Source organism: Streptomyces sp. NPDC057280 (assembly GCF_042668605.1).
Lineage (GTDB): Bacteria > Actinomycetota > Actinomycetes > Streptomycetales > Streptomycetaceae > Streptomyces.
Window position 1 is genome coordinate 263119 of the sequence record NZ_JBHUYR010000005.1, and the last position, 24776, is coordinate 287894.

General features: G+C 70.8%; 24 protein-coding genes. 11 read left to right on the top strand and 13 right to left on the bottom strand.

Translation table 11 applies throughout. The annotated features are described in order from the left end of the window. The first annotated feature begins 136 nt into the window (after positions 1-136). Entirely contained in the window at positions 137-1252 is a 1116-nt protein-coding gene (locus ACFUO4_RS28735) for an ADP-ribosylglycohydrolase family protein (protein ID WP_383490332.1), read from the top strand. Between the two features lie 249 nt (positions 1253-1501). Here ACFUO4_RS28735 and ACFUO4_RS28740 read toward each other — a convergent pair whose 3' ends face one another. Together ACFUO4_RS28740 and ACFUO4_RS28745 are read right to left on the bottom strand one after the other, a co-directional pair. After that, entirely contained in the window at positions 1502-3043 is a 1542-nt protein-coding gene (locus ACFUO4_RS28740) for a sodium:solute symporter family protein (protein WP_079310905.1), read from the bottom strand. Between the two features lie 127 nt (positions 3044-3170). Beyond that, the gene (locus ACFUO4_RS28745) at positions 3171-3959 is read right to left on the bottom strand and encodes an SDR family oxidoreductase (RefSeq protein WP_383490337.1); all 789 of its coding nucleotides are present in this window, start codon (positions 3957-3959) and stop codon (positions 3171-3173) included. Positions 3960-4037: 78 nt separating this feature from the next. Here ACFUO4_RS28745 and ACFUO4_RS28750 point away from each other — a divergent pair, with 78 nt between their 5' ends. After that, a complete protein-coding gene (locus ACFUO4_RS28750; protein ID WP_383490340.1) occupies positions 4038-4889 on the top strand; it encodes a hypothetical protein in 852 nt (283 codons plus the stop codon). Between the two features lie 128 nt (positions 4890-5017). Here the strand turns inward: ACFUO4_RS28750 and ACFUO4_RS28755 are convergent, their stop codons facing one another. The 3 genes from ACFUO4_RS28755 to ACFUO4_RS28765 form a co-directional block, all read right to left on the bottom strand. Continuing rightward, on the bottom strand, positions 5018-5209 hold the full coding sequence (locus tag ACFUO4_RS28755; protein WP_059196003.1) for a DUF397 domain-containing protein: 192 nt from the start codon (positions 5207-5209) through the stop codon (positions 5018-5020). A gap of 242 nt (positions 5210-5451) precedes the next feature. Continuing rightward, entirely contained in the window at positions 5452-6309 is an 858-nt protein-coding gene (locus ACFUO4_RS28760; protein ID WP_079310908.1) for a helix-turn-helix transcriptional regulator, read from the bottom strand. Between the two features lie 344 nt (positions 6310-6653). Continuing rightward, entirely contained in the window at positions 6654-7412 is a 759-nt protein-coding gene (locus tag ACFUO4_RS28765; protein ID WP_079310909.1) for a GPP34 family phosphoprotein, read from the bottom strand. A gap of 261 nt (positions 7413-7673) precedes the next feature. On the opposite strand from ACFUO4_RS28765, the gene ACFUO4_RS28770 reads away from it, so the two are divergent. Next, a complete protein-coding gene (locus ACFUO4_RS28770) occupies positions 7674-10337 on the top strand; it encodes a D-alanyl-D-alanine carboxypeptidase (RefSeq protein WP_383490345.1) in 2664 nt (887 codons plus the stop codon). A gap of 183 nt (positions 10338-10520) precedes the next feature. Beyond that, on the top strand, positions 10521-12452 hold the full coding sequence (locus ACFUO4_RS28775; RefSeq protein WP_383490348.1) for an MFS transporter: 1932 nt from the start codon (positions 10521-10523) through the stop codon (positions 12450-12452). A gap of 6 nt (positions 12453-12458) precedes the next feature. On the opposite strand, the gene ACFUO4_RS28780 is transcribed toward ACFUO4_RS28775, so the two are convergent. From ACFUO4_RS28780 to ACFUO4_RS28790, 3 genes are all read right to left on the bottom strand, one after another. Then, the gene (locus tag ACFUO4_RS28780) at positions 12459-13310 is read right to left on the bottom strand and encodes a MerR family transcriptional regulator (protein ID WP_383490351.1); all 852 of its coding nucleotides are present in this window, start codon (positions 13308-13310) and stop codon (positions 12459-12461) included. 101 nt (positions 13311-13411) lie between these two features. Beyond that, positions 13412-13918: a glutathione peroxidase gene (locus ACFUO4_RS28785; protein ID WP_079310913.1), complete on the bottom strand. Its 507-nt coding sequence runs from the start codon at positions 13916-13918 to the stop codon at positions 13412-13414. 9 nt (positions 13919-13927) lie between these two features. Continuing rightward, positions 13928-14971, bottom strand: coding sequence for a winged helix-turn-helix domain-containing protein (locus ACFUO4_RS28790; RefSeq protein ID WP_383490354.1), 1044 nt, complete (start codon positions 14969-14971; stop codon positions 13928-13930). Positions 14972-15053: 82 nt separating this feature from the next. On the opposite strand from ACFUO4_RS28790, the gene ACFUO4_RS28795 reads away from it, so the two are divergent. Next, positions 15054-16250 carry an MFS transporter gene (locus ACFUO4_RS28795; protein ID WP_383490357.1) on the top strand — a complete coding sequence of 399 codons (1197 nt, stop codon included), beginning with the start codon at positions 15054-15056 and terminating at the stop codon, positions 16248-16250. On the opposite strand, the gene ACFUO4_RS28800 is transcribed toward ACFUO4_RS28795, so the two are convergent. Further along, entirely contained in the window at positions 16225-16665 is a 441-nt protein-coding gene (locus tag ACFUO4_RS28800; RefSeq protein WP_383490745.1) for a MarR family winged helix-turn-helix transcriptional regulator, read from the bottom strand. The genes ACFUO4_RS28795 and ACFUO4_RS28800 overlap by 26 nt on opposite strands. Positions 16666-16763: 98 nt before the next feature. Then, positions 16764-17204 (bottom strand): hypothetical protein, encoded by a 441-nt coding sequence (locus ACFUO4_RS28805; protein WP_383490360.1) that lies wholly within the window; start codon positions 17202-17204, stop codon positions 16764-16766. Between the two features lie 244 nt (positions 17205-17448). Here ACFUO4_RS28805 and ACFUO4_RS28810 point away from each other — a divergent pair, with 244 nt between their 5' ends. The 5 genes from ACFUO4_RS28810 (at position 17449) to ACFUO4_RS28830 (ending at position 21162) form a co-directional block, all read left to right on the top strand. Then, the gene (locus ACFUO4_RS28810) at positions 17449-18564 is read left to right on the top strand and encodes a GNAT family N-acetyltransferase (RefSeq protein ID WP_383490363.1); all 1116 of its coding nucleotides are present in this window, start codon (positions 17449-17451) and stop codon (positions 18562-18564) included. 32 nt (positions 18565-18596) lie between these two features. After that, on the top strand, positions 18597-19826 hold the full coding sequence (locus tag ACFUO4_RS28815) for a DegT/DnrJ/EryC1/StrS family aminotransferase (protein ID WP_383490366.1): 1230 nt from the start codon (positions 18597-18599) through the stop codon (positions 19824-19826). A gap of 103 nt (positions 19827-19929) precedes the next feature. After that, positions 19930-20298, top strand: a complete 369-nt coding sequence (locus ACFUO4_RS28820; RefSeq protein WP_079310918.1) for a hypothetical protein — start codon at positions 19930-19932, stop codon at positions 20296-20298. After that, entirely contained in the window at positions 20295-20765 is a 471-nt protein-coding gene (locus ACFUO4_RS28825) for a hypothetical protein (protein WP_383490369.1), read from the top strand. Before ACFUO4_RS28820 ends, ACFUO4_RS28825 begins: the two co-directional genes overlap by 4 nt. Positions 20766-20778: 13 nt before the next feature. Continuing rightward, positions 20779-21162, top strand: a complete 384-nt coding sequence (locus ACFUO4_RS28830) for a peptidase inhibitor family I36 protein (RefSeq protein ID WP_079310920.1) — start codon at positions 20779-20781, stop codon at positions 21160-21162. A 63-nt stretch (positions 21163-21225) separates the two neighbouring features. Here the strand turns inward: ACFUO4_RS28830 and ACFUO4_RS28835 are convergent, their stop codons facing one another. From ACFUO4_RS28835 to ACFUO4_RS28845, 3 genes are all read right to left on the bottom strand, one after another. Then, positions 21226-22134 carry a polysaccharide deacetylase family protein gene (locus tag ACFUO4_RS28835; protein WP_383490375.1) on the bottom strand — a complete coding sequence of 303 codons (909 nt, stop codon included), beginning with the start codon at positions 22132-22134 and terminating at the stop codon, positions 21226-21228. 64 nt (positions 22135-22198) lie between these two features. Continuing rightward, a complete protein-coding gene (locus tag ACFUO4_RS28840) occupies positions 22199-22894 on the bottom strand; it encodes a glycoside hydrolase family 11 protein (protein WP_079310922.1) in 696 nt (231 codons plus the stop codon). A gap of 421 nt (positions 22895-23315) precedes the next feature. Next, positions 23316-23597 carry a hypothetical protein gene (locus tag ACFUO4_RS28845; protein WP_383490378.1) on the bottom strand — a complete coding sequence of 94 codons (282 nt, stop codon included), beginning with the start codon at positions 23595-23597 and terminating at the stop codon, positions 23316-23318. 35 nt (positions 23598-23632) lie between these two features. Between ACFUO4_RS28845 and ACFUO4_RS28850 the strand changes: the two genes are divergently transcribed. Further along, positions 23633-24727 carry a substrate-binding domain-containing protein gene (locus tag ACFUO4_RS28850; protein ID WP_383490381.1) on the top strand — a complete coding sequence of 365 codons (1095 nt, stop codon included), beginning with the start codon at positions 23633-23635 and terminating at the stop codon, positions 24725-24727. Positions 24728-24776: the final 49 nt, after the last annotated feature.

The following is a 24776-nucleotide window of genomic DNA, read 5'->3' on the forward strand; positions in this document are numbered from 1 at the left end:
AAGCCGACCACCTGTGACCAATAGCGACCACTCCGTACACACCCCGCATACCGATCCGTCCCCTGAACTGACCGTTCCCGGTCGATTACAGTGCTGAGTCGTTGTGTCCGCGGGCGGTGCCGCTGGGGAGGTCTTGGTGGGTGTGACAGCCGGGGCCATATGGGGCCGCGCCGAACAGCAGGACTTCCGCAGCCGGGTGCGCGGCACGCTGCTCGGGGTCGCCGTCGGGGACGCGCTCGGGGCGCCCGTCGACCGGCTCGACCTCGCCGCCGTCCAGGAGACCTACGGCGTCGAAGGCGTCGTCGACCTCGCGCCCGCGTACGGGCGGCGCGGCGCGGTCTCCCACCTCACCCAGCTCACCCTCTTCTCCGTCGACGGGCTCATCCGCGCCCAGGTCCGCCGGGACACCGGCGCCTGGCATCCGCCCACCGACCTGCACCGCGCCTATCTGCGGTGGGCCGCCACCCAGCGGGACTGGGGGCCCGACGAGCGGCGCAAGGACGACGGATGGCTGGCCCGGGAGGAGTGGCTGTACGCCCGGCGCGATCCCGCCCGCTCCCTGCTCCTCGGCTTCGGCGACGACACCATGGGCACCCTCGACGCCCCCAAGAGCCCCGGCGAGGCCGGGCCCGAGGCCGCCGCCCGCTCCGCGCCCTTCGGGCTGCTCGTCGGCTGGGAGCCGCAGCTCGTCGTGCAGCTCGCCGTGGAGTGCGCCGCGCAGACCCACGGCCATCCCGTCGGCTACCTCGCGGCGGGCGCGTACGCCGCGATCGTGCACGGGCTCGCCCGCGGCGAGAGCCTGGACGCCGCCGTCCAGCAGACGCTCGCCCTCGTCGCCGCCCGGCCCGGACATCAGCCCGTGTCGGACGCGTTGCAGCACGCGCTGGGTGCCGTACGGCAGGGGATGCCGACGCCCGCGAGGGTGGGGGAGCTGGTCGGGGCGGCCACGGCCGAGGGGCTGCTTGCCGCCGCCGTCTACTGCGCCCTGGTCAGCGAGGACGTACGGCACGGTCTCTGCCTCGCCGTCAACCACGACGGCCCCTCGGCTGCGGCCGGCGCCCTCACCGGCGGCCTCCTGGGTGCCCTGCACGGGGAAACGGCCCTCCCGCCGGCCTGGCTGGCCGAACTGGAGGGCCGCCCGACGCTGCTGGAACTGGCCGACGACTTCGCGATGGAAATGACCCAGGGCCCGGCGCTGCACGGTCCTGCGGGGGCGTCGCCGGGTTGGCTGGCGCGGTATCCGCGGGCCTGAGCGCGGTTCGCGGCTTGGGTCTCGTCGTGGGTCGGGGCCGCGCCGGGGGGTGTCCGTCCTCGGAACGGCGCGGAATGGGTCTCCTAGAAAGGGCGCCCGTGTTGACGCGCCAACCGCTGCGGGCGGACACCCCCCGACACGTCCCCTTCCCGCCGTTGCCGACTGCGACTCCGTGCGGGTGACTCCCCAGGGGCGCGGGGAACTGCGCGACCAGCCCCCACCGACCCGCACCCGCCAGCGATCCCCGGCTCACGCCTCCGTAGGCACCGGCTCAGCCCGCGCAGCGACCCCGTCGCCGTCCGTGTTGATCTTCTCGATGATCGCCAGCCGTTCCGGGGTGTCCTCCGGCTTGAGGAAGCCGATCAGGATGTAGAGGACCAGGGAGACCGCGAGCGGCACCGAGACCTGGTACTGGAGCGGGACTCCGCCGTCCACGTTCCAGTTGATCGGGTAGTTGACCAGCCAGAAGGCCAGCAGCCCCATCGACCAGCTGGTGAGCGCCGCCGTCGGGCCCGAGCGGCGGAACGGGCGGAGCAGGCCCAGCATCATCGGGATGGCCATCGGGCCCATCAGACCGGCGACCCACTTGATGACGACCGTGATGATGTCCTTGAAGGTGGGGGAGTTGACCTGTGTCGCCGCCGCCATGGAGAGGCCGAGGAAGACGACCGTGGTGACGCGGGCGACCCGCAGGCCCTGGCCCTCGGTCCACGCCCGGGCGCGGCGCCAGACCACCGGCGCGCAGTCACGGGTGAAGACGGCCGCGATCGCGTTCGCGTCGGAGGAGCACATCGCCATGGTGTGCGAGAAGAAGCCGACGATCACCAGGCCCAACAGGCCGTGGGGCAGGAGCTGTTCGGTCATCAGACCGTACGCGTCGGAGCCGTCCGGCTTCTGTGACTGCACCAGGAGCGGGGACAGCCACATCGGGATGAAGAGGACCACCGGCCAGATCAGCCACAGGGCGGCGGAGAGGCGTGCCGAGCGTTCCGCCTCGTACGCGCTGCCCGTGGCCATGTAGCGCTGGGCCTGGTTGAGCATGCCGCCGTTGTACTCGAAGAGCTTGATGAAGAGGAACGCGAGGAGGAAGACCGTTCCGTACGGCCCGACCAGTGGCTCGCCGTGGCCCTTCAGCTGCGGCTCGTCCCAGGCGCCCCAGAAGCCGATGCCCTTGTCGTTCAGCTTCAGGACCACCGCGATCAGCATGGCTATACCGGCCAGCAACTGGATGACGAACTGGCCGAGTTCGGTCAGCGCGTCCGCCCACAGGCCGCCGATCGTGCAGTAGACGGCGGTGATGGAGCCGGTGATGAAGATGCCCTGGGTGATGGTGATGCCGGTGAAGACGGACAGCAGGGTCGCGATCGCGGCCCACTTCGCGCCTACGTCCACGATCTTCAGCAGCATGCCGGACCAGGCCAGCGCCTGCTGGGTTTTGAGGTCGTACCGGTTCTTCAGGTACTCCAGCGGGGAGGCCACGTGGAGGCGGGAGCGGAGGCGGTTGATGCGCGGGGCGAAGAGTTTCGAGCCGATCGCGATGCCCAGGGCGATGGGGAAGGACCAGGTGACGAAGGAGGTGACGCCGTAGGTGTACGCGATGCCCGCGTACCCGGTGAACATCACCGCGCTGTAGCCCGACATGTGGTGCGAGATGCCGGAGAGCCACCAGGGCATCTTGCCGCCGGCCGTGAAGAAGTCGCTGACGTTGTCCACGCGCTTGTGCGACCACACGCCGATCGCCACCATCACGCCGAAGTAGCCGATGAGCACGGCCCAGTCGAGACCGTTCATGTGCGCCCTCCCAGGGTTCGACCCGGCGCTCATCGTGGGTGCTCGTGCGTGAACACGACAAGCAGGCGTAAGGTCAAGGGGAGGTAAATTCATTCGGCATGCTGGCCTTCGTTCATCTATATGAACGTCATCGCATCAGCTCCCCGGCGTTGACCAGCAACGACTGTCCCGTGATGGCCCGTGCCCGGTCCGACGCCAGGAACACCGCCGCGTCCGCCACATCCCCGTCCGTGGCGAGATCGGGCAGTGCCATCCGGTCCGTCAGCCGCTTGAGCACCTCGGCTTCCTCCGCCCCCTCCGTGTGCGCGGTGAACTGGACGTACGCCTGCACCGGCGGTCCCCACATCCAGCCCGGCAGCACCGTGTTCACGCGGATGCGGTACGGGCCGAGCTCCCGCGCCAGCGAGTACATCGCGCTCGTCAGCGCCCCCTTCGACGCCGCGTACGCCGCCTGCCGCACCTGCGAGGGCGCCGCGACCGAGGACTGCGTCCCGATGAACACCACCGAACCCCCGCACCGCTTCAGCGCCGGCAGACAGGCCCGCGTCATCCGCAGCGACCCCAGCAGGTTCACGTCGATCACGGACTGCCAGGTGGTGAAGTCCGCGTCCTCCAGGCCGCCGAAGTAGCTGTCCCAGGCGGCCACATGGACCACCGCGTCGATCCGCCCGAACCGTTCCTCGGCCAACTCCGCGAGGGCCGCGCACTGCTGCTCGTCGGTGATGTCCGTGGAGAGGTACGCGGTGTGCGTGCCGTCCGGATCGATGTCGGAGGCGGACTCCGCCAGGTTCGCCTCCGTGCGCGCCCCGAGCACGGCGTTCCCGCCGTCCCGTACGACGGCCGCGGCGACCTGATGCCCGAGCCCGGCGCCGACGCCCGACACCACGACGGTCTTCCCTGAGAGCAGTGATGACATCGATGACCCTCCCGGCGACTCTGGCGCATTATCTGACGGGGCGTCAGAGTAAGGGCGACCGCAGGAAAGGGGAACCGCATGAGCGACGACACCCGCAGCGAGACGCACACCGAGACGTACGCCGAACTGGCTGCCGTAGGGCCGTACGGAGTCCGCCCCGGCCACGCCCTGATCACCATGGTCGAACCGCACCCGGGGCACGAGTACGCCTACAACCGCTGGTACGAGGACGACCACTACTACGCCGGCGCGATGGCGATGCCCTGGATGTACGCCGGGCGGCGCTGGGTCGCCACCCGGGATCTCCAACTCCTGCGCTATCCCGAGAAGTCGGCGGTCGCCCAGCCGGTCACCGCCGGGTGCTACATCTCGACGTACTGGATCACGGACGGCCGCTACGCCGACCACATGAAGTGGACCGTCGGCATCAACAAGCGTCTGAACCGGGACGGACGGGTCTACCAGGACCGGACGCATGTCTTCACGGCGTTCCAGGACCACGAGGCGACCGTGTACCGGGACGGGGCCGCCGGGCCGCGTGACTTCCACGCCCTCGACCACCCCTACGCGGGCCTGGTGGTGGAGGTCGTCGACGCCGAATCGGCCGCGCAGCGAGCGGAGTTGCTGGAGTGGCTGCGCTCCCGGCATCTGCCGAAGCGGGTCGCGGGCTCACCGGCCGCGATGGTGACCGTGTTCCGCCCGACGCCGCTGCCCGGCGACCGCATGACGTACGTGAAGCAGGTCGAGGGCGTCGACACCCGGCTGACCCTGCTGTGGTTCCTGGAGGCGGACCCGCGGGACTGCTGGGAGGCCTGCTTCACGGGCCTGGACGGGCCGGTGGCGGAAGCGGGCCTGGGAAGGGTGGAGTTGGTCGCGCCGTTCATACCGACGGTGCCGGGGACGGACAAGTACGTCGACCGGCTGCGCTGAGCCGTTCCCGGGCCGGTGCCCGGGCACAAGCCGAGCCCCCTCGGCAAGGACGGCGAGCTGGACGAGAGGGCTCTTGGACGATGCTTGTGAAGTTGTGTTGGAACCGATCACTCGATCGCTCGACCTGCTTACGCCTTGACCGAGCCGACGAAGGCGGTCCACGCGTCCGCGGGGAAGGCCAGGGTGGGGCCGTCCGTGACCTTCGAGTCCCGGACGGCCATCGCCGCGAGGACCGGGGACTTGATCTCGACGCACGCGCCATTGCCCTGGGAGTAGGAGGACTTGACCCACTCGTCCGTGACGCCCTGCTTGATTGCCATGTTCGCTCCGATTAGCCAGTTGCTGAGTTGCTGTCACCGCGGTGTGCTTTTTGTCTCCGTCCGCACGACACGGTTTGCGCCAACGTTGTTGCCTCGATGGCGTGATCGACGCTACTCGCCAACATCGGAGTACGGGGAAGGTATTCACCCGCCCGGGTGGCATATTCCAGTGGGGTCTTCCATCACGGCCCGACTTAGGTGTACCTTTCGGCGCCCGCCTTACAGACTGGCCCGTTGTGCGGTCAGCGGGCGTACTCTTTGGCCACCTTCGAGATGAAGTCCCGGCTTTGGTCCGCGTTGAGGGCCTGTGCCCGCAAATGCTCGTACATCACGCTGTACTTCTGCACGTCCTGCGCCTTCTCCAGGTACAGGTCGCTGGTGACACCCTCGATGTAGACCACGCTGGAATCGGCCGCGTCCGGGAACTCCAGGATCGCGTACTGCCCGCTGACCCCCGGGTGCGCCCCCATCGTGAACGGGATCAACTGCACGGTCACGTGCGGCAGCTGGGACATCTCGATCAGATGCTCCAGCTGCTCGATCATCACCTGCTTGTTCCCGACCTCGCGGCGCAGGGTCGCCTCGTCGAGAACCGCCCACAGGCGCAGCGGGTTGTCGGCGGCAGAGATACGTTCCTGTCGGCGCAGGCGCACCTGGACCCGCTTGTCGATGTCGGTCGGCGTCGCCTCGGGAAGCGCGCCGGAGATGAGGGACTCGGCATAGGTACGGGTCTGCAACAGGCCCGGGACGACCTGGGGGTCGTACACCCGCAGACTGGCCGCGTCCGTCTCCAGGCCGATGTAGACGGAGTAGGGGATGTCCCCGAAGGAATGCCACCACCCCTGCTGGCGGCTGTCCTTGGCCATTTGCATGAGCGAGTCGACGATCCGGTGGTCCTCGACCTCGTAGACCCCGCACAGGTCGCGGACGTCGCGCTGGCTGATACTGCGCCGCCCGTTCTCCAGACGGCTGATCTTCGACTGCGACACCAGCAGCCGTTCGGCGACCTCTTCGGCGGTCATGCCCTTGAGCTCGCGGAGCCGGCGCAGCTCCTGGCCCAGCCGGCGCCGCCTGACGGTGGGGTTGACATTGGTCGCCACGAGAACGTGCACCTCCGGCTGCGTGCCTTCGAAAATTGCCACTTTGCGTATCTGCTGTTGAGCAGACTGCCACCAAGGTGCTTTCTACCGCTGGGAAACCGTGGATATGCGCTGCACAGGCGCCGGTTCGCGGTGAACGGCGGTGACCCGCGCCCCGTTGTGAGGGTGTGGGCGAGAGTGCGGGCACAGAAAAAGCGCGCGGGACGGCGGGACCGTGGTGTCGTCCGGACACACGGTCCCGCCGCCCCGCGCGGACCAGCGGCTCCCGATTCCGGGTATGGGGCTGCGCCGGCAGTGCGTGTGGTGCGACTCGGTTCCAGCGGTGGTGTCGTGGGAACTGCGGCTCAGTGGGCCACGACACGCGCCATGGAACCGCGGCGTGGTTGCACCGGAACACCGCGAGCGGGTTCCGCTGCGACCCTGCCACCGGGTGCGGCCTGACGGCCGGTCGCCGGAGCGGGGCTACGGCGCGGCTGTGCCGCCACACCGTTCTGGACGTCCATCACCGCGTGCGCGACGAGACCGCCCATGGGGTCGTGCCTGATCAGATCCCGCAGCCGGGACCGCGAGGACCTGCCCTCGTTGCCCGGGTACAGATGCTTGCCGAGGCCGACCGCGTGGGCCAGGGCGGCCAGCGCCGCGGTCCGCGGGTCCGGCGGTACGCCGGTGCGGATCGCCGAGTCCAGCCGGGCCTTGATCTCCCGGCTGATGGCGTTGTCCGTCGCCTGATAGCGAGTCGTCGGCAACACCCCGCACATCTGACCGGCGACGGCATGCACCATGCCGCACCGCTCGAGATGCGAGAGGTAGGTCTGGCGCAGCCCCAGGCGAGGCCCGCCAATCCAGTTCACTGCCCGCACGGGAGCGCCACGCCTTCGCAGCAACTCCAACGCGCAGTCCAGCGTCGGATCTCCAGTCGGCCGTGGTACGACCACGGCGATACGATCCCCGTCTGGGGCTATCCGTCCGGCCAGCGCCAGCTCCACTAGCTGTGCTCCGGCCAGACCGAGGTCGAGCGACTGCGGCTGTGCGGTGGTACCCGTGGTCGGGTCCAACGCCAGCAGCAGAAGCTCCTCCGGAAGTGTTCTGCGGCTCCTGCCCATCCATGCCTCCCCGCGTGGATGTACGACAGGGTGACCCCTCTCACATTGGTCTGTCGAGGGTGCGTGACCTGTTTGTAGTGGAACCAGTAGGTATGTCGTTCTCGTCTACCGCAGGAGCCAAGCCCTCACACAGGACACTGGTACACGGTTCGGACAGTGCGGTGGACCGGTGACCGGGGCAGGCGGTCGGATAGAAATTCACGGTCCACGGTCCAGATCCACAGGTTCACGGTTCACGGGTTCACGGTTTAGGAGGCATCGGTGGCGGGCGAGTCCCCCGACAGGTCGAAGCAGCGCGAGTCGTCGGCAGAACCGACGTCGGGGAGCGCGGGTCCGGTTCCCGAGGCCAGGACCGAGGTCCGCGATCCGCGGCTCGCGGTGGCCCGGGACGCCGTGGAGGAAGCCGGTTCCACCGCGGACGCCGGCCCGGAGTCCCGCGGCGGCGTGGACACGGCGACGCGCGTGTTCTCGGTACGGGACGTGGCGAAGGCCAGGGAGTCGGCGGCGCGGGCGGATGCTGCCGAGGCCTCATCGGCCGACGCCCCCGAGGACGCCGGGTCGGGCGAGGGCGGGGACTCGCGGCTGCGGGCCGCGGTGGCCGCGTGGGTCCGCTCGGGAGACGGCACGTCGCAGAAGGCCGGTGACGCGGGGGAGGCCGGGGCCGAGACCGACGGCGAGACGAAGGCTGACGCCGCCGGGACCGAGACCGACGGCCAGGCCGAGGCGGGGACGGAAGCCGACGGCGAGACGAAGGCTGACGCTGCCGGGGCCGAGGCTGACACCGAGACGGACGCCGACAGCGCGCCGGACGCCGAGGGCGTGGCCGCAGGGGCGGACGGCGGCCGCAGGGCGGGGGAGAGGCCCGAGGGTGCCTCCACGGCCGCTGAGGAGCCTGAGACGGCCGCTGAGGCTGCCGAGGACGCGAAGGGCGACGCCGACCGGGACACCGGCGAGCCCGAGCCGGCGGCATCCAAGGAGCCGAAAGCGTCGGAGGGGCCCGAGGACGCCCCGCGGCTGAGCGATGAGCCCGCGGAGCCCGAGGACGCCCCGCAGCCGAACGACGAGCCCCGCGACGCGGTCGGCTCTGCCCGGCCCAAGGACGAGCCGGAGGACAAGCCGGTCCCCGCGGCCCCGAAGCCCGACCCGCGCGCCGCGACCGGCACGGCAGCCGCCGCCTCCGCCCCGGCGACCGGCACAGCGGGAGCGGCCACCGCCCCCACCGACGCGCCGCAAGCCGCCGACGGCGAGAAGTCCCCGGAGGGCTCCCCCGCATCCGGGAGCGACAGCCGCGCCGCCGCCCGCACCGACGCGTCTCAAGTCCCCGATGGCGAGAAGTCCCCGGAGGGCTCCCCCGCACCCGGCAGCGACAGCCGCGCCGCCGCGCCCGCCGACGGCGGCAAGGCCCCGCAAGAGGCACCCGCATCCGGCGACGCCACCCGTGCGGGCGGGACGAAGGCCGAGGCCGACGCCGAGCGGCGGGTCGACCAGCCCACCACCATGCTCAAGCTTCCCAAGGCCCCGACCCCGGCCCCGGCTCCCACCCCCGCCCCCGAGCGCACCAGCAAATTCGTCGCGCTCAAGCCCGACGTCACCACCGCCGTCCCCCAGGTCGGTCCCGAGCGGACCACCCAGCAGCCGCTCCCGCCGAAGCCCCCGCTGGATCTCCTGGCCGAGCTCACCAACACGCCCCCGCCCCCGGAGACCCCCCTCCGCACCACCGTCCGCCGCGTGAAGATCTGGACGCCCGTCGTCCTGCTCCTCGCGGTCGTCTTTGCGGTCGTACAGTCCGTACGCCCGCTGCCCACCCCCACCCTCCAGCTCACCGCCGAGGAGACCTACTCCTTCGACGGCGGCAAGGCCGACGTCCCGTGGCCGGCCCAGGGACAGGCCGCCCTCGAGGTGCAGGGCATCGGCTCCTTCGGTTCGTCCGGGGAGCAGAAGCCCGTGCCGATCGCGAGTGTCGCCAAGGTCATGACGGCGTACCTCATCCTGCGCGACCACCCTCTGAAGGGCGACGCCAAGGGCCCGATGATCAAGGTCGACCAGGCCGCCGAGGACCAGGCGTCCGCGGAGGGCGAGTCGACCGTGAAGGTGAAGGCCGGCGACGAGATCTCCGAGCGCGAGGCGCTGCAGGGCATCCTGCTCGCGTCCGCGAACAACGTCGCCCGCCTGGTGGCCCGCTGGGACGCCGGTTCCGAGAAGGGCTTCGTGGCGAAGATGAACGCCGCCGCCAAGGACCTCGGCATGACCAACACGACGTACACCGACCCGTCGGGTCTGAACGACACGACCGTCTCCACGGCCGTGGACCAGGTGAAGCTCGCCAAGAAGGCGATGAAGGACCCCGTCTTCCGCTCGGTCGTGTCGATGATGGAGTACTACGACTACAAGGGCGCCCTGCAGCGCAACTGGAACAAGCTGGTCGGCCACAACAACGTGATCGGCATCAAGACCGGCACCACCACCTCCGCCCGCGGCAACCTGGTCTTCGCCGCGACGAAGGAGATCGACGGCGAGACCCGCACCATCGTCGGCGCGGTCCTGCGCCAGCCCGAGGGCGGCTACGACAACACGATCCTCCAGGGCGCCTTGTCGGCGGGCGACAAACTGATCCAGGCCGCACAGCAGAGCCTGAAGTCGGCGACGATCCTGAAGAAGGGCGACGTCGTCGGGTACGTCGACGACGGCCTCGGCGGCAGGACGCCCGTCGTCGCCACCAAGGACGTCAGCGCCGTCGGCTGGTCCGGCCTCACGGTGAAGCTGACGTTCGCCGCCGACGACGTACCGCACACCGCGAAGGCCGGCACCAAGGTCGGCTCGCTCACGGTGGGTGACGCCTCGAAGGGCGGCGTCTCGGTCCCGGTCGCCCTCCAGAAGGACCTTGCGGAACCGGGCTTCACGGACAAACTGACCCGCCTCGGCTGACCGAGGGCCGAGGAACCGCCCCGCGTCCCGCCGCCGACGCCCCCGCCCGGGGGCCCGGCGGCGGGCTGCGTGCTAGCGTCACGAATCGGGGCAGGTCGCCGGTCGCGCACAACGCGACCGTGAACGAGGCCGGAACATCACACGGCCGAGAAAAGAAGACGGGACACGGGGAGTTGCCTTCAGGTGGCCACTGCGGAGCCGACACGCGCAGACGACGCCGATCCGGGCTCGGACATGAGCCCGCGAATACGCGTGCCCGCACCGCGCAGAGAGAGCGCCAAGAGCACCGACAGCGCCCAGCGCACCGAAAGCACCGAGAATGCCGTGAGCAGCACCGACACCCCGGTCGCCGCCGCCGCTCCTGAGGCGTCCCCGGTGCCCTCCCGTTTCCTCACCGCCTTCCTCGCTCTGCGTGAGCGGGTCCTGCGGCACCCCGTGCTCTCCTTCACCGCGCTGTCCGGCGGGCTCCACATCATGTGGTTCTTCCTGTTCGCCAACAGCGGTGGCGACCTCGCCGCCCAGGACGCCTGGGCGGAGTTCGTCGGCCGGCACCCGGACTCGGCGTACAACCTCGCCTGGTACGGCGGCATGCACCCGGTGTCGTACAGCGTCGTCTCGCCGTATCTGATGTCGGTCCTCGGTGTCCGTACGACGATGATGATCGCCGGCACCGTCTCGGCGGGGCTGCTCACGCTCATCCTGCTGCGCAGCCGGTCCGTGAAGAACCCGCTGTGGGCCTCGCTCGCGGGGGTCATCGCCTTCTTCTGCAACGCCGTCTCCGGGCGCGTGACCTTCGGTCTCGGCACGATGTTCGCGCTCGGCGCGGTCGCGGTGGTGTTCTGCTGGCCGTACCGCTGGCGCTACAAGCGGTGGGCGAAGGCCTTGTGCGCCGCCCCGCTGGCCGCGCTCGCCACGATGGCCTCGCCGGTCGCGGGGCTGTTCGTGGGGCTGGTCGCGGTCGCGCTGTTCCTGCAGAAGCGGCGGCCCGGCGCCTGGGCGCTGGGCATCGCGCCGACCGTGGTGGTCGCGGTGTCGGCGTGGCTGTTCCCGTTCTCCGGCACCCAGCCGATGATCTTCGGTTCGGTGATCCTGCCGTTCCTGTACGGCGCCATCGTCTACTTCGTGGTCCCCAAGGGGTGGAAGACGGTCCGGCTGACGGCCGCGGTGTACGCGCTCGCCGTCGTCCTGGTCTGGCTGATCAGCTCGCAGATCGGGTCGAACATCTCCCGGCTGCCGATGCTGTTCGCCGGGACGGTGCTGGTGGCGGCGCTGCCGTTCACGGTGCCGCGCAGCCGCAAGTGGTACGCGATCGTGGTGGCCATCGCCGGCTTCGGCGGCTGGGTCGGCTTCAAGTCGGTCGACGACGTCCTGAACACCACCCCTGCCGCCTCCTGGGCCCGCGAGCTCGCCCCGCTCGTCAACGAGCTCCAGGAGGTCGGCGCGGAGAAGGGCCGCGTCGAGGTCGTGCCGGCCCGCTCCCACCGGGAGGCGTCCGCGCTCGCCCCGTACGTCAACCTCGCCCGCGGCTGGAACCGCCAGGCCGACATGGAGCGCAATCCGCTCTTCTACGACGACACGCTCAACTCGGCGAACTACCACGAGTGGGTCAAGCGCTGGGCCGTGCACTTCGTGGTCGTCTCCAAGGACGAGCCGGACGGGGACGGGGCGAAGCGGGAGCGGGACCTCGTCCAGCGCGGGATGCCGTATCTGAAGCAGGTCTGGGGCGACGCCAACTGGCAGCTGTTCCAGGTGACCGACCCGACCCCGCTCGCCGAGCCCAACGCGGTCGTGGACCGCGCCGAGCAGGGCGAGATGACCCTCCAGGTGAAGAAGGCCGGCCGGATCCTCATCCGCATCCCCTACTCGCCGTGGCTGAGCATCGTCGACGCCGACGGCAAGAGCCTCGAGCCGCCGAAGGAGACGGACGCCTCCAAGGACCGGGCCGACGGGGAGCCGAAGACGTACGACAACGTCAACGGCTGCCTGATGGAGACCGAGGAGGACGCCCAGGGCGACAAGTGGACCGAGCTGATCGCGCCGAAGGCGGGGACGTACCGGCTGGCGGCGCCGTATCAGCTGCCGCGGGGCACGCCGTGTCCCGACGAGCTGAAGTGACCCCGGTTACCTGACCGGGAAGGCGACGTCACAGACGGGGTCCTCGGGCCCCGCCGCCTCCCAGTCCGCGAAGTAGATCTCCCGGCAGGGACCGGCCTGTTCCAGACCCTGCCCGGCGATCCACTCCTCCACCGCCTCGAAGGCGGCCATGATCTGCGGATGGGCCACCTGGGCCTTGGTGATACGGGTGTACGCGAACCGCTGCGCCGGCTCGACCCGGACCTGCGTCCCCCGCCCCCGGCCCCGCGCCGCCGCCCAGGCCCGCGCGGCGGCCGCGTCGGCGACCGGTACACAGGACTCGGCGGGCCCGTCGCTCTCCATGGACACCTCGGAGTGGTAGCGGACGAACGGGGCCGCGGTCACGCCCCCGCACTCCCGCGCGCCCTGCTCCAGCCGGCCCAGTGAGGCGCCGATCCAGGCCGGCAGCTCGTCGGCCAGCACATGCCGTGTCTCGGTGATCACCACCTGCTCCGGCAGCTCCACCGTCTCCACCACGAACTTCCCGTACATCTCGGAGCTCCTCCCCGACAGTCGTCCACGGAGGTACTCGGCGAGCGTCCGCTGCCCGGCGAGCCGGGTCTCGACCCCGGCCCAGTAGGCGGCCAGCACGTCCGCGCCCGCGACTCCGCCCGCCTCGACCACCTCGGCGATCCTCGCCAGGGGCATGTCGAGCTGCCGCAGCATCGCCACCAGCCGGGCGCGTTCCACCTGACCGGTCCGGTAGTAGCGGTAGCCGCTGGCCTCGTCGACGTACGCGGGGGCCAGCAGCCCCAGCCGGTCGTACAGCCGCAGGGCCTTGGCCGACAGGCGGGCCCGCGCGGCGAACGCGCCGATGGTGAGCAGGTCGTCGTCAGTCACCGGACCATCCTCGTCCTCCGTCACCGGACGGTTCCTCCGCCCGGTGACGAGGAGGCTCCGCCCTGCCCCAGGGGCAAGGTCAACGGCCCCCAGGGGCAAGGTCAACGGGCCAGCTGGGCCTCCACGGCGGCCACGAGCTCCGCCGCCTCCGGCTCGGTCTGCGGGGAGAAGCGGGCGACGACCGTGCCGTCGCGGCCGATGAGGAACTTCTCGAAGTTCCAGCGGATGTCGCCCGCGTGCCCGTCGGCGTCGGCGAAGTCGACCAGCCGCTCGTAGAGCGCGTGCCGGCCCTCGCCGTTCACCTCGACCTTCTCGGTCATCGGGAAGGACACGCCGTAGGTCGCCGAGCAGAACTCCGCGATCTCCTCGGCGCTGCCGGGCTCCTGGCCCATGAACTGGTTGCAGGGCACGCCGAGGACGGTGAAGCCCTGGTCGGCGTACGCCTTCTGGAGCTTCTCCAGGCCGTTGTACTGCGGGGTCAGCCCGCACTTGGAGGCCACGTTCACGATCAGCACGGCCCGGCCGGCGTACTGGGAGAGGTCGGCGGCGCCGCCCTGGAGGGTGCCGATCTCGACGGAGAGGGGGGAGGTGTTGTCAGCAGTCGTCATAAGCGGATGCTAGCTCCGGTAAGTGTCGGGCCGACGTGAGGGCCCGGTGCGGGAGGCTTCGGTGCGGGATGCCTCGTGGCGCGACTCCTCGCTCCGGGAGGCCTCCACGAGCACGGTCCCGGCCGCCGTCCGCTCGTACAGCACCGACCGCCCCGCCCGCCGCCGCTCCACCAGCCCGGCGTCCAGCAGCACGCGCAGATGGCGGCCGACGGAGCCGAGGGCGCGGCCGGTCACCGCGACCAGCTGGGTCGTGCTCATCGGCGTTTCGAGCAGCACCAGCAGCCCGGCCCGCGCGGCCCCGACGAGCGCCCCGAGCCCGCCCGGGACGGGCCGGTGCCGGTGGTCCTCGGCGAGCACACCGAGACACGGGTAGACGACGGCGTACCGCTCCCGCCCCTCCCACGACACCCAGCCGTTGCCCGTCGTCACCGGGATGAAGGACAGCTCGGCGCCGGACGCGACCTCCCGCGGCGGGTACTCGTGCAGGTTGACCTGGAACCGGCTCTCCCCGAGCCAGCGGGTCCAGGGCCGCAGCGAGTCCAGTACGGCCGCCCAGCCGCCCTGGCTCACCCGCGCGGTCCGCGCGACCACGTCGGCCTCCAGGACGCGCCGCCGACGGTCCCAGTACGGCCGCACGGCCTCCTCCCAGACGTGGGTGAGGAGCGCGGTCGCCCGCTCGGGCAGGTCGTCCCGCTCCAGGAGCGCGGGGAGCGGTCCGGCGAGGGAGACGCGGAGGTTGGCGCGGGCCGCGTCGGGGGCGGCCGTCCGCACCCGGGCCGCGGTCTCCTCGAAGCTCTCTCCGGCGCGCGGCGTGGGGCAGACGAAGTCGGCGATCCAGGACCGGAGCGCGGCGTCCACGAGGGCGTCGGCCACCGGGTCGGCGGCGAGGTACGCGCGATAGCCCGGCAGATGCGCCCGCAGCCACGCCTCCTCACCGGGGTGGGCGGCGGTGCCTCTGCGCAGCAGCCACAGATTCGCGAACGTCTCGGCGAACGGCGAGACCACGAACCGACTGCGGGCAAGGGTGTCGGCATCGAGCTGCCACCACCCCATGAGCCCCCCCGTGCCGCACTGCGGCTTTCGCCGACGCGCGAAACAATAACGATCGCCGCCCGGTCCCTTCTTGACTGCCTCCATGCGCAGCTATCGCGACCTCTTCCGCACCCCGGAGTTCACCCCCTTCTTCCTCTCCTACGCCGCCTTCAACGCGGCCCTGACGATCGGCGGACTGTCCCTCGCCACGATGGTCTACCGGGCCACCGACTCCCCGCTGCTGTCGGCGCTGAGCATGTTCGGACCGCAGCTCGCGCAGGTCCTGGGCGCCACGTTCCTGCTCTCGGGAGCCGACCGGCTGCGCCCGAGGTCGACGCTGGTCTGGTCGGGCCTGGCCTTCGCGGCACTGACGGCGGTACTGGCGCTGCCCGGACTCCCGGTCTGGGGAGTCTTCGCCGTGGTGGTCCTCCAGGGCCTGATCGCGTCGCTGGGCGGCGGGGTGACCGGCGGCCTGCTGAACGAGATCCTGCCCAAGTCCGGTTTCGTGCTGGGCCGTTCGGTGTTCAACATGGCGTCGGGCCTGATGCAGGTGCTGGGCTTCGCGCTGGGCGGCGCCCTGCTCGCACTCCTGTCCCCGCGGCTCTGTCTGCTCCTGGCGGCCGCGCTGTACCTGACCCAGGCGGTGGGCTACCGCCTGGGCCTGACGGCCCGTCCGCCGCGCGCCTCCGGCCGCCTCTCGGTTCGAGCGACGTGGCGCAACAACGCGTTCTTGTGGTCCTCGCGGGGCCGCCGCCTGACCTACCTCGGCCTGTGGCTCCCCAACGGCCTGGTGGTGGGCTGCGACTCCCTGTACGTCTCCTACGCCCCGGAGGCGGCCGGCGCACTGTTCGCGTCGGGTGCGCTGGGCATGTTCATGGGTGACGTCCTGGTGGGCCGCTTTGTGCCGCCCGCCCTGCGCGGGCGCCTGGCCACACCGCTGCTCCTGCTGCTGGCGACGCCGTATCTGCTGTTCGCGCTGCGGCCGGACGTGGTGTGGGCGGCGATGGCGGTGTGCCTGTCCAACGTCGGCTTCGCCGCGAGCCTGGTCCAGCAGGAGCGGCTGATGTCCCTCACCCCCGACGACATGGCGGGCCACGCCCTCGGGCTGCGCTCCGCCGGGATGCTCACCATGCAGGGCGTGGCGGCGGCACTGGCCGGTTCGCTGGCGCAGGTGACGTCCCCGGCGGCGGCGATGGCGATGGTGGCGGGGGCGTCGGTGCTGGTGACGTCGGCGCTGGCGGTGGCGGGCCGACGGCAGCCGGACGCCGAGGCGGCTACGGCGCCGGGTCTGGCTCGCTGAATACTTCCGGCACCTTGTTGTCGAGGACGACGCGGGAGAGGAGCGCGGCGAGACGGTCGCGCTCGGCGGGGGTGAGACCGGCGGGCAGCGCGTCGATGCGCCGGCAGGTCTCCTCGTAGAACTCCTCGGCGAGTTCGGCGCCCTGCTCGGTGAGACTCACACGTACGGCACGCCTGTCCCGGGGATCGGGTTCGCGGCGGACGAGGCCACGCCGGACGGTCCGGTCGACGAGCCCGGTGAGACTCGACTTGGCGAGGCCCAGGGTTTCGCCGAGCTCGGTCATGCCCTGGGGGTGGGGCATGAGGACGCAGAGGAGTTGCCCCTGTTGGGGGGTGATGTGGAAGGCGCGGCTGGAGTCGGCGTAGACGGCGTTGACGAGGAACGCGGAGCGGACCAGGGCGGGGACGATGCCCAGGGTGGTGGTGGGGGGTGGTTTGGGCATTTGGTCAGCCTAGCTGGGCGGTTTGGCGTGCTGCTGCGAGGTTGTGGCGACAGACGGGACGTGCTCCGTGCTCATGGCCGTACGGGACCGTGCCCGTCACCGGTGATCGCGACACCGATGTTCCCCCCGGCGGCGATCGACCGCTCCCCGGACGCGACGACCACCGCAGCCGTGCCGCGAGGCAGCAGTGCCGCCAACTCCCCTTCCAGCCCGGGGTCCTTGCTCAGCGCCCGCCGGATCACCTGCCGCAGCGCCCCCAGCGCGTCCGCGCTCCCCGGCTCGGCGACCGCGTCCGCCACCGCCTCCGCCAGCGACTGACGCCCCCGCTCGTCGGCCCGGTGGTGCGTGGCCCACAGGATGCGCCGCCCCACCTCGGCCGGCCCGCTCCCGAGCGGCACCCCCTCGCTGTCCAGCACCCGCTCCCCGTGCACCCCCAGACCCTCCCGCAGATAGGGCGTCATCCCGTCCACGAACCCGGCGTCCGCCATCCCGGCCCCCACTCCCTCGTCCATGACTCTCCTCGCTCCTACGAGGATGCCGTCATCCCGGCAGTAATACAGGCAGTGGTGCAGGCCCGGGCGGGAAGAGCCCAATCCGCACGGTTCCGTTACGACAGGCACCCTTGACAGCGTGCGTACTGTTTCGCGACGTTTGAGCCCCACCGCACAATGGGCACGGGAGCCGACGGGCACATGGCGGAGGAAGTGGCGGGACGCGGCCGGCGCGTCATGGGGGAACTGGGGGGAGCGATCGCCCATGCGATCCACGAGCAACTCCATGAGAAACCAGATCACGATCCACAGACCGGAGGAGCTCAGCGGCACGCTCCGCGCTGCCTGGCACCGGGTGATGGACGAGTCGCCCGACTTCGGAAACCCCTTCCTGGCCCCGGAGTTCGCCGCCGGGGTGGGCCGGTACCGGGGCGGGGCGCGGGTCGCGGTGCTGCACGACGGCGTGGAGCCGGTCGGCTTCTTTCCGTACGAGAGGGGGGCGTTCGGCGTCGGGCGGGCCATCGGGCTCGGGCTCTCCGACTGCCAGGCCCTCGTCCACCGTTCCGGAGTCACCTGGGACACCGGCGAGCTGCTGAAGGCCTGCGGGCTGTCCGTGTTCGAGTTCGATCACCTCGTCGACGAGCAGAAGCCTTTCGGCCGTTATGTCACGGGGACGTTCGCCTCGCCGGTCGTCGATCTGAAGGCTGCCGAGGGCAGTTACCCGGAGTGGCTGCGCGCCACCTACCCGGGCCTGGCCAAGACGGTCCTGAAGAAGGAGCGCCGGCTCGCGCGCGACCACGGCGAGGTGCGGTTCGTCTTCGACGAGCGGGACCCTGAGGTGTTGCGGCAGCTGATGCGCTGGAAGTCCGCCCAGTACCGGCGCACGGGCCGTATGGACCGGTTCGCCCGCCCCTGGATCGTCGACCTCACCGAACACCTCTTCCGGGTCCGCGAGGACCACTTCACCGGCGTGCTGTCCGTCGTCTACGCCGGTGACCGCCCGGTCGCCGCCCACTTCGGCCCGACCTCGCGCACCGTCTTCGCCGCCTGGTTCACGGCGTACGACCCCGAACTGCGCTACTACTCCCCGGGCCTGCTCATGCATCTGCGGATGGCCGAGGCGGCGGGGCGAGAAGGGGTGCAGGTGCTCGATCTGGGGCGCGGCGACAAGGAGTACAAGGACTGGCTCAAGACCCGCGAACTGCGGGTCGGCGAGGGCTTCGCGGTCCGCCCGCACCCGGTGGCCGCCGCCCACCGCATGTGGCGCCGGCCGGTCCGCGGCCTGCGCAACACGGTCAACGCCCACCCCTGGCTCCGCGATCCGGCCGACCGCCTGCTGAAGACGATCGGCGGCCTGCGTACGTCATCACCGGTCAGGTAAGACCCCTCCGCCCCTCCACACACGAGGTGACGATGCCGTACGGATCGCGGCTCGCCGCGACGATGACGCGGCGGCTCGGCCGGGAGTGCGTCTACACGCCCTCGGCCCGGCTGGCCCTGTACCTGGCCCTGCGGCGCTGGTGCCGCCCCGGCGGCCGGGTCCTGATGTCCCCGGTCAACGACGACGTGATCCTCTTCGTCGTCCTCGCCGCCGGCCTGCGCCCCGTGACCGCTCCGGTCTCCCCCTGGGACGGCAACATCGACCCGGCGGCCGTACCGGAGTCCACCTGGCGCTCCCTGGACGCCGTCCTGACCACGAACCTCTACGGCATCCCCGACCGCGCCGGCGAACTCCGCCGCCGCTGCGACCAGTTGGGGATCCCGCTGATCGAGGACGCGGCCCACGCCATCGGCACGCATGTCGCCGGGCAGCCCGTGGGCACCTTCGGCGAGGCCGCCGCCTTCAGCCTCTCCAAGCACGTGGCGGCGATGGCCGGCGGCTTCCTGGCGGTCCAGGACGCCCGTACCAGGCGGGAGCTGGAGAGCCTGCGCGACGACCTCCTCACCCCGGCCCGGCTCCGCGCCGACCTGTCCGTCACCCTGCGCCCCCTGGCCCGTTCGACGGTGAAGGCCCTGCATCTCGTACGCCCCACCTGGCGGGCCATGCAACGCCTCGGCCTGCTCGAACGCGACCCCGGCTCCTACCGGATGCCCCTGCACGCGCCGCGGCTGTCCCTGGCCGCGCGCGAGGCACCGAGCCTGCCGCCGTACGACCCCTGGATACGCGTCGACCTGAACGACTACCGCGTCCGCCACGGGGCTTTCGTACGGGCCCAGTTGACCCTCCGCCTCAACCGCCTGGACACCGGCCTCGCCCACCGCAGGGCGGGCGTCACGCTGCTCGCGGGCACCCCCTGGGCCTCCCCGGCGGTGCGTGATCACGGCGGCCCCTTGCCGCTCTTCCGGGTGCCGTTGCTGGTGGACGACCGGGACGTGCTCGTGGACCGTCTCGTCGGACACGGCGTGGTCTCCGGGTATCTCTACGACCCGCCGCTCGACGACTACGCGGGCGCCGAGTTCGTGGACCCGGCCCCGGACCCGGAACCCGCCCGCTGGTTCGCCTCCCATGTGCTGCCGGTGGACCCGCTGCTGGCCCGCCGGGTCACCAAGGCGCTGACGAAGGAGCGGACCCGGGCGGCCGAGCCGGGGGCGTCGCTCACGGCACGAGCGGCGTGGCGCGACCGTCGTACCCGACCTGTATGACTACTCACTGTCATGGGTGACGTCGGTGGTCCTCGCGCTTGTCCAGGTCAGGGCGGGGAAGGCAGCGTGAGCATCCTCCAGCCGCCGTCCCCAGAGGTCCCCCTTGCGACGCTCCGTCACCCTTGCCCTCGCCCTGTCCGCCGCGCTCACGGCGCTCACCCCCACCCCGTCCGCCTCCGCCGCCGCCCTGCCGGGCCATGTGTGCTTCTGGCCGCAGCCGGGGGAGATGGGCGGCGGCTGGTGCTACGACGCGGGCCGCGGCGGATACGCCGAACTCGACGCCACCGTCCGCAGAAACGCGAAGTCCTTCAGCTCCCAGGTCGACCGGACCACCTACGTCCTGCACTTCCCCCGCTCGGGCGGCTGTCTGCAGCGCACGGTCTACGGCGGTGACTACTCGGAGAACTGGGAGTGGGCCGACAAGGCCGACGCGATCGACGCCGTCCCGCACTCCGACTGCCAGCCGGGATGAGCCGCCGCACCCGGCGCGCACTGGCCGCGCTGTGTCTGGCCGCGTGGGCGACCGGTTGCGGCGGGCCGCGTGAACCGGCGGTGTCGCTCAGCCCCGACGACACCCTCAAGGCGGCCCAGGTCCTGCTCACCGACCGCTGCCTGACCCGGCAGGGCCTCACCCCGCCGCGTCCGGGCGGGCCGCCCGCCTCCACCGCCGTGGACCACGCCCTGTTCGGCACCGGCCGCGCCGAGCTCACCCTCGAACTGCCCGGCGGCCATGTCGTCGGGCAGCACACCGACGGCTGTCTCGCCGCCGCCGAGCGCCGCCTCTACGGCGACCAGCGGCGCTGGTTCCGAGCCGCCACGCTCGTGAACAACCTCAAGTCCCGGGCGCCGCGCGAGGAGCGCGCCGCCTACCGCGAGCTGCGCGCCCACGGCCTCACCGAGGCACGGGCGTTGCTCAGCGCGTCGTACAACCACCTTTAGAAAGGCCCTGATTGTGAAGCAGTACGTCTCCCTGCTCGTCGCCGCCCTGCTCGCCACCGGTACCGGGCTTGCGACCGCCTCGCCCGCGGCGGCGGCCGAGTGTCCGAGCGGCAACTTCTGCGTCTGGACGGACGCGAACTTCGGCGGGCAGCGGATGAACGCGTCCGGTGACGACGAGTGGTGGGAGAGCTGGATCGCCGACAGCGACTCGTCGTGGGCCAACCACGGCATCACCGGCCCCGGCATCAAGGATCACGTCAAGGTCTACGAGTCCGCCATCCAGTTCCCGTCCACGGGCGGGGCCGTGACCATCTGCCTGTCACCGGGCCAGGAGGTCGGCTACAACGGCGTCGCCAACGACCGCGGCGACGCCCATGTGTGGGCGATGGGCTGCTAGGGCCGTCCGGGGAGAAAGAGGAAGGCGCGGCGACCGTCGGCGTGGTCGCCGCGCCTTCGGGCGTCAGGCCGTACTGCAGGTGACCGTCGGCCAGGTGGTGTTGCCGTTGTGCTGGATGGTGACGCCCCAGTTGTTGCCGCTGCCGTTCGGTCTGGCCGTCAGCACCTGGGGGCTGGGGTAACTGGCGGCGATGTTCCAGGTGGAGAGGATCTTCGCGGGCGAGGGCACGGTCATCGTCACGGTCCAGGTGCTCGACCCGGACACCGAGACGTTGAGGTTGTACCGGTCGCTCCACGAGGACCCGGCGGACAGGGTGGCGGTGCACGAGCTGCCGCTGCCGCCGCCCGGTGCCACGGCCCGGCCCGTGGCCGGCGAGATCATCCCGGCGCACAGTCCGCGCGCCGCCAGCCCCTGCGCTATCCGCGGGATCGCGGCGAGCGTGTTGGCGGACCAGTCGTGCAGGAGGATGACCTGGCCGTCGGTGAGCCGTCCGGCGGCCGCCACGATGGCGTCCGTACTGGCGCCGTTCCAGTCCTGCGAGTCCACGTTCCACAGGACCTCGGTCAGCCCGTACTTGGCCTCGACCGCCTTCACGGTCGCGTTGGTCTCGCCGTACGGCGGCCGGAACAGCTTCGGCGTGCCACCGCCGGCCGCGGCGATCGCCGACTGCGTGCGGGAGATCTCCGACTCGATCTGGGCCTGGGAGAGCGAGGTCAGGTGGGGGTGGGTGTAGCTGTGGTTCCCGACCCACATCCCGGCGCTGACCTGGGCCTTCACGAGCGACGGATTGGCTGCGGCGTACTGGCCCTCGTTGAACATGGTGGCCCGCAGCCCGTTCTGGGTGAGGGCGTTCAGCAGGGCCGAGGTGTTGCTCGACGGCCCGTCGTCGAAGGTGAGGCCGACGTATCCGGTGCAGGCGGCGGCGTGCGCCGGGGCGGCGGCCTGGACGGTGAGGGTGCTCGCTGCTGCCATGGCGAGGACGGCCAATCTGCTGAACAGGGAACGGACGGAACGGCAAGCCTTGCGGCCCATCCCGTCACCCGCTCACGGTGATGTTGGAGCTGCCGCTGCTCTGGTAGCCCTCCGTCGCCATGATCATGTAGTACTTGAAGCTGCCGAGCGGCATCCCGGCGCGCGACCAGGCGTCGAAGTGGTTGCCGGTGGTGATGGTGCCGCCGGTGCGCCGCTGCTGGCGCACGCTCCAGTACTGGTTGAAGGTCTTGTTGCCTTCCACGGACGGGGCGTTGTAGCGGGTGGTCTGGTAGATGTCGTACGTGCCGCCGTCGCTGTAGACCGTGCCCCGGTAGTTGCCGGTGGGCCGATAGGTGCCCCAGTTGTCGACGATGTAGTACTCGACGAGCGGGTTCGAGGTCCAGCCGTAGAGCGCGAGGTAGGCGTTGCCGGACGGGTTGAAGCTGCCCGAGTACGTCACGTTCCGGCGGGAGCCGTTGCCCCAGCCCTTGCCGGCCACGAAGTTGCCGGTGTTGCGCCAGGAAGTGCTGTAGTTCCCACCGGAGTTCAGGGTCATCGAGACGGTGCCCTGGGCGTCGGTCCAGAAGGAGTAGTAGAAGCCGTTGTCGTAGCCGGTCTGGTTCGTGGTGACGACCGTGGCGGCGTGCGCGGTGCCGACGGCTCCCGGCAGCGCGAGCGCGGCGCCGGTACCGAGCAGCAGGGCGCAGACGTTGCGGCGGGTGGGTGCGGGGGTGTTGCTGGGTGCGGGTGCGTCGTTCATGGACGTGTTCCTCCTCGTCCTCGCAGAGGGCGGTGGGGGGCCGGAGGGGGGGAGCCCCGTCAACGCATGCAGTGTTGGTCTGTCCCCGACAAGTGTCAACAGTTTCGGCAGGGTTGACGAAACAATCGCAGGTGGCTGAAGTGCGACGGGTTGAAACAAACGGCTGCTAAGGGAGATCAACTTTCGATCGATGGCGTCGAATGTTTCGGTCTCTCCTTTCACGCCTTTCTGTAACCATCCCTGTTCGCACCGTTGACACCATGCGCACCTCCCCTTAACGTCACGCCAACATTCCGCACATCTGTCGAGATTTCGAACGCTCGAAAGGCGCGTGCCCTGTGCATTGCCGGGATCGGCCCGTAGGTGACCTGAACGCCGTGGCGCCGTCAGACGTACGGGTGGGTGCACACCCGTCGGCACTTCAACCGGCAACGGGAGCAAGGGAGTTGACGACCCCCCTCCGCTCCGCCGCGGCCCGGCACTGATCGGCGGCCCGCAGGGCGCCGAGGCACCAGAGCACCGACTCGGGCGACGTCCCGGCGGACCGGCCTGCCCCGCACCTCCGGGCCTGCCCGGCCAGTTGTGCACCACCTTGGAACCCGCGCACCAGCACCCCGACGACCTCGGCGGCGGTGCGCGGCTCGGCGAGGGCTCGGCCCAGGCGCCCGCACCACACCCCCCTCGACACCTGATACGCCGTCATCCCCTCAACGACGAGAAGGACAAGGAACCCTCACCGTGTTGGATCGAAGAGCCCTGCTGGCCGGAGTAGCCTCCCTGGCCCTCACCTTGTCCGCCTGCGGCCTCGAGAGCGATGCCTCCGAGGCCGGCTCGGGAAGCGCTGCCGAGGGCGCCACCGTCGGCGTCGCGATGCCGACCCGGTCCTCCGATCGCTGGCTCACCGACGGCAAGAGCGTCGTCAACGACCTGAAGACCAAGGGGTACAAGGCCAAGCTGGTCTACGGCAACGACGACCCGAAGACCCAGGTCGCCCAGATCGAGACACTGATCGAGCAGGGTGTCTCCGCGCTGATCATCGCGGCCATCGACAACAGGTCCCTGAACGGCGTGCTGCAGAAGGCCGCCGACGCGAAGATCCCGGTGATCGCCTACGACCGTCTGATCCTCGGCACCAAGAACGTCGACTACTACGTGTCGTTCGACAACGAGATGGTCGGCCGGATGCAGGCCCACTACATCATCGAAAAGCTCGGTCTGGAGGACGGCAAGAAGGGCCCGTTCACCATCGAGCTGTTCGCCGGTTCTCCCGACGACAACAACACCAAGTACTTCTTCGCCGGTTCGATGGCGCTCCTGCAGCCGTTCCTGGACAACAAGCAGCTGGTGGTCCCCTCCGGCCAGACGGGGCTGGACAAGATAACCACCCTGCGCTGGGACGGCCCCACCGCCGAGAAGCGCATGAGCAAGATCCTCGCCCAGTACGGCAGCCGGCGGCTCGACGCGGTCCTCTCCCCGTACGACGGCATCTCGCGCGGCGTCCTGGCCGCGCTGCACTCCGACGGCTACGGCACCGCCGTCAAGCCCCTCCCGATCGTCACCGGTCAGGACGCCGAACTCGAGTCCGTGAAGTCGATCATCGCGGGCCAGCAGGCGCAGACCGTCTACAAGGACGTCCGCCGGCTCGCCGACGCGGCCGTGACCGTGGTCGACGACATCCTCAACGACCGGCTGCCGTGGGTGGACAACTCCGTCGGCTACAAGAACGGCGTCAAGGCCGTCCCCGCCGTCCTCCTCCAGCCCACGAGCGTCGACAAGTCCAACTACGACGTCCTCATCAAGGACGACTACTTCACCGAGGACGAGCTGAAGTAACGGCACGGCATCCGCGTACGACGCCGAAGAGCGCCCACGACCTCCGTGG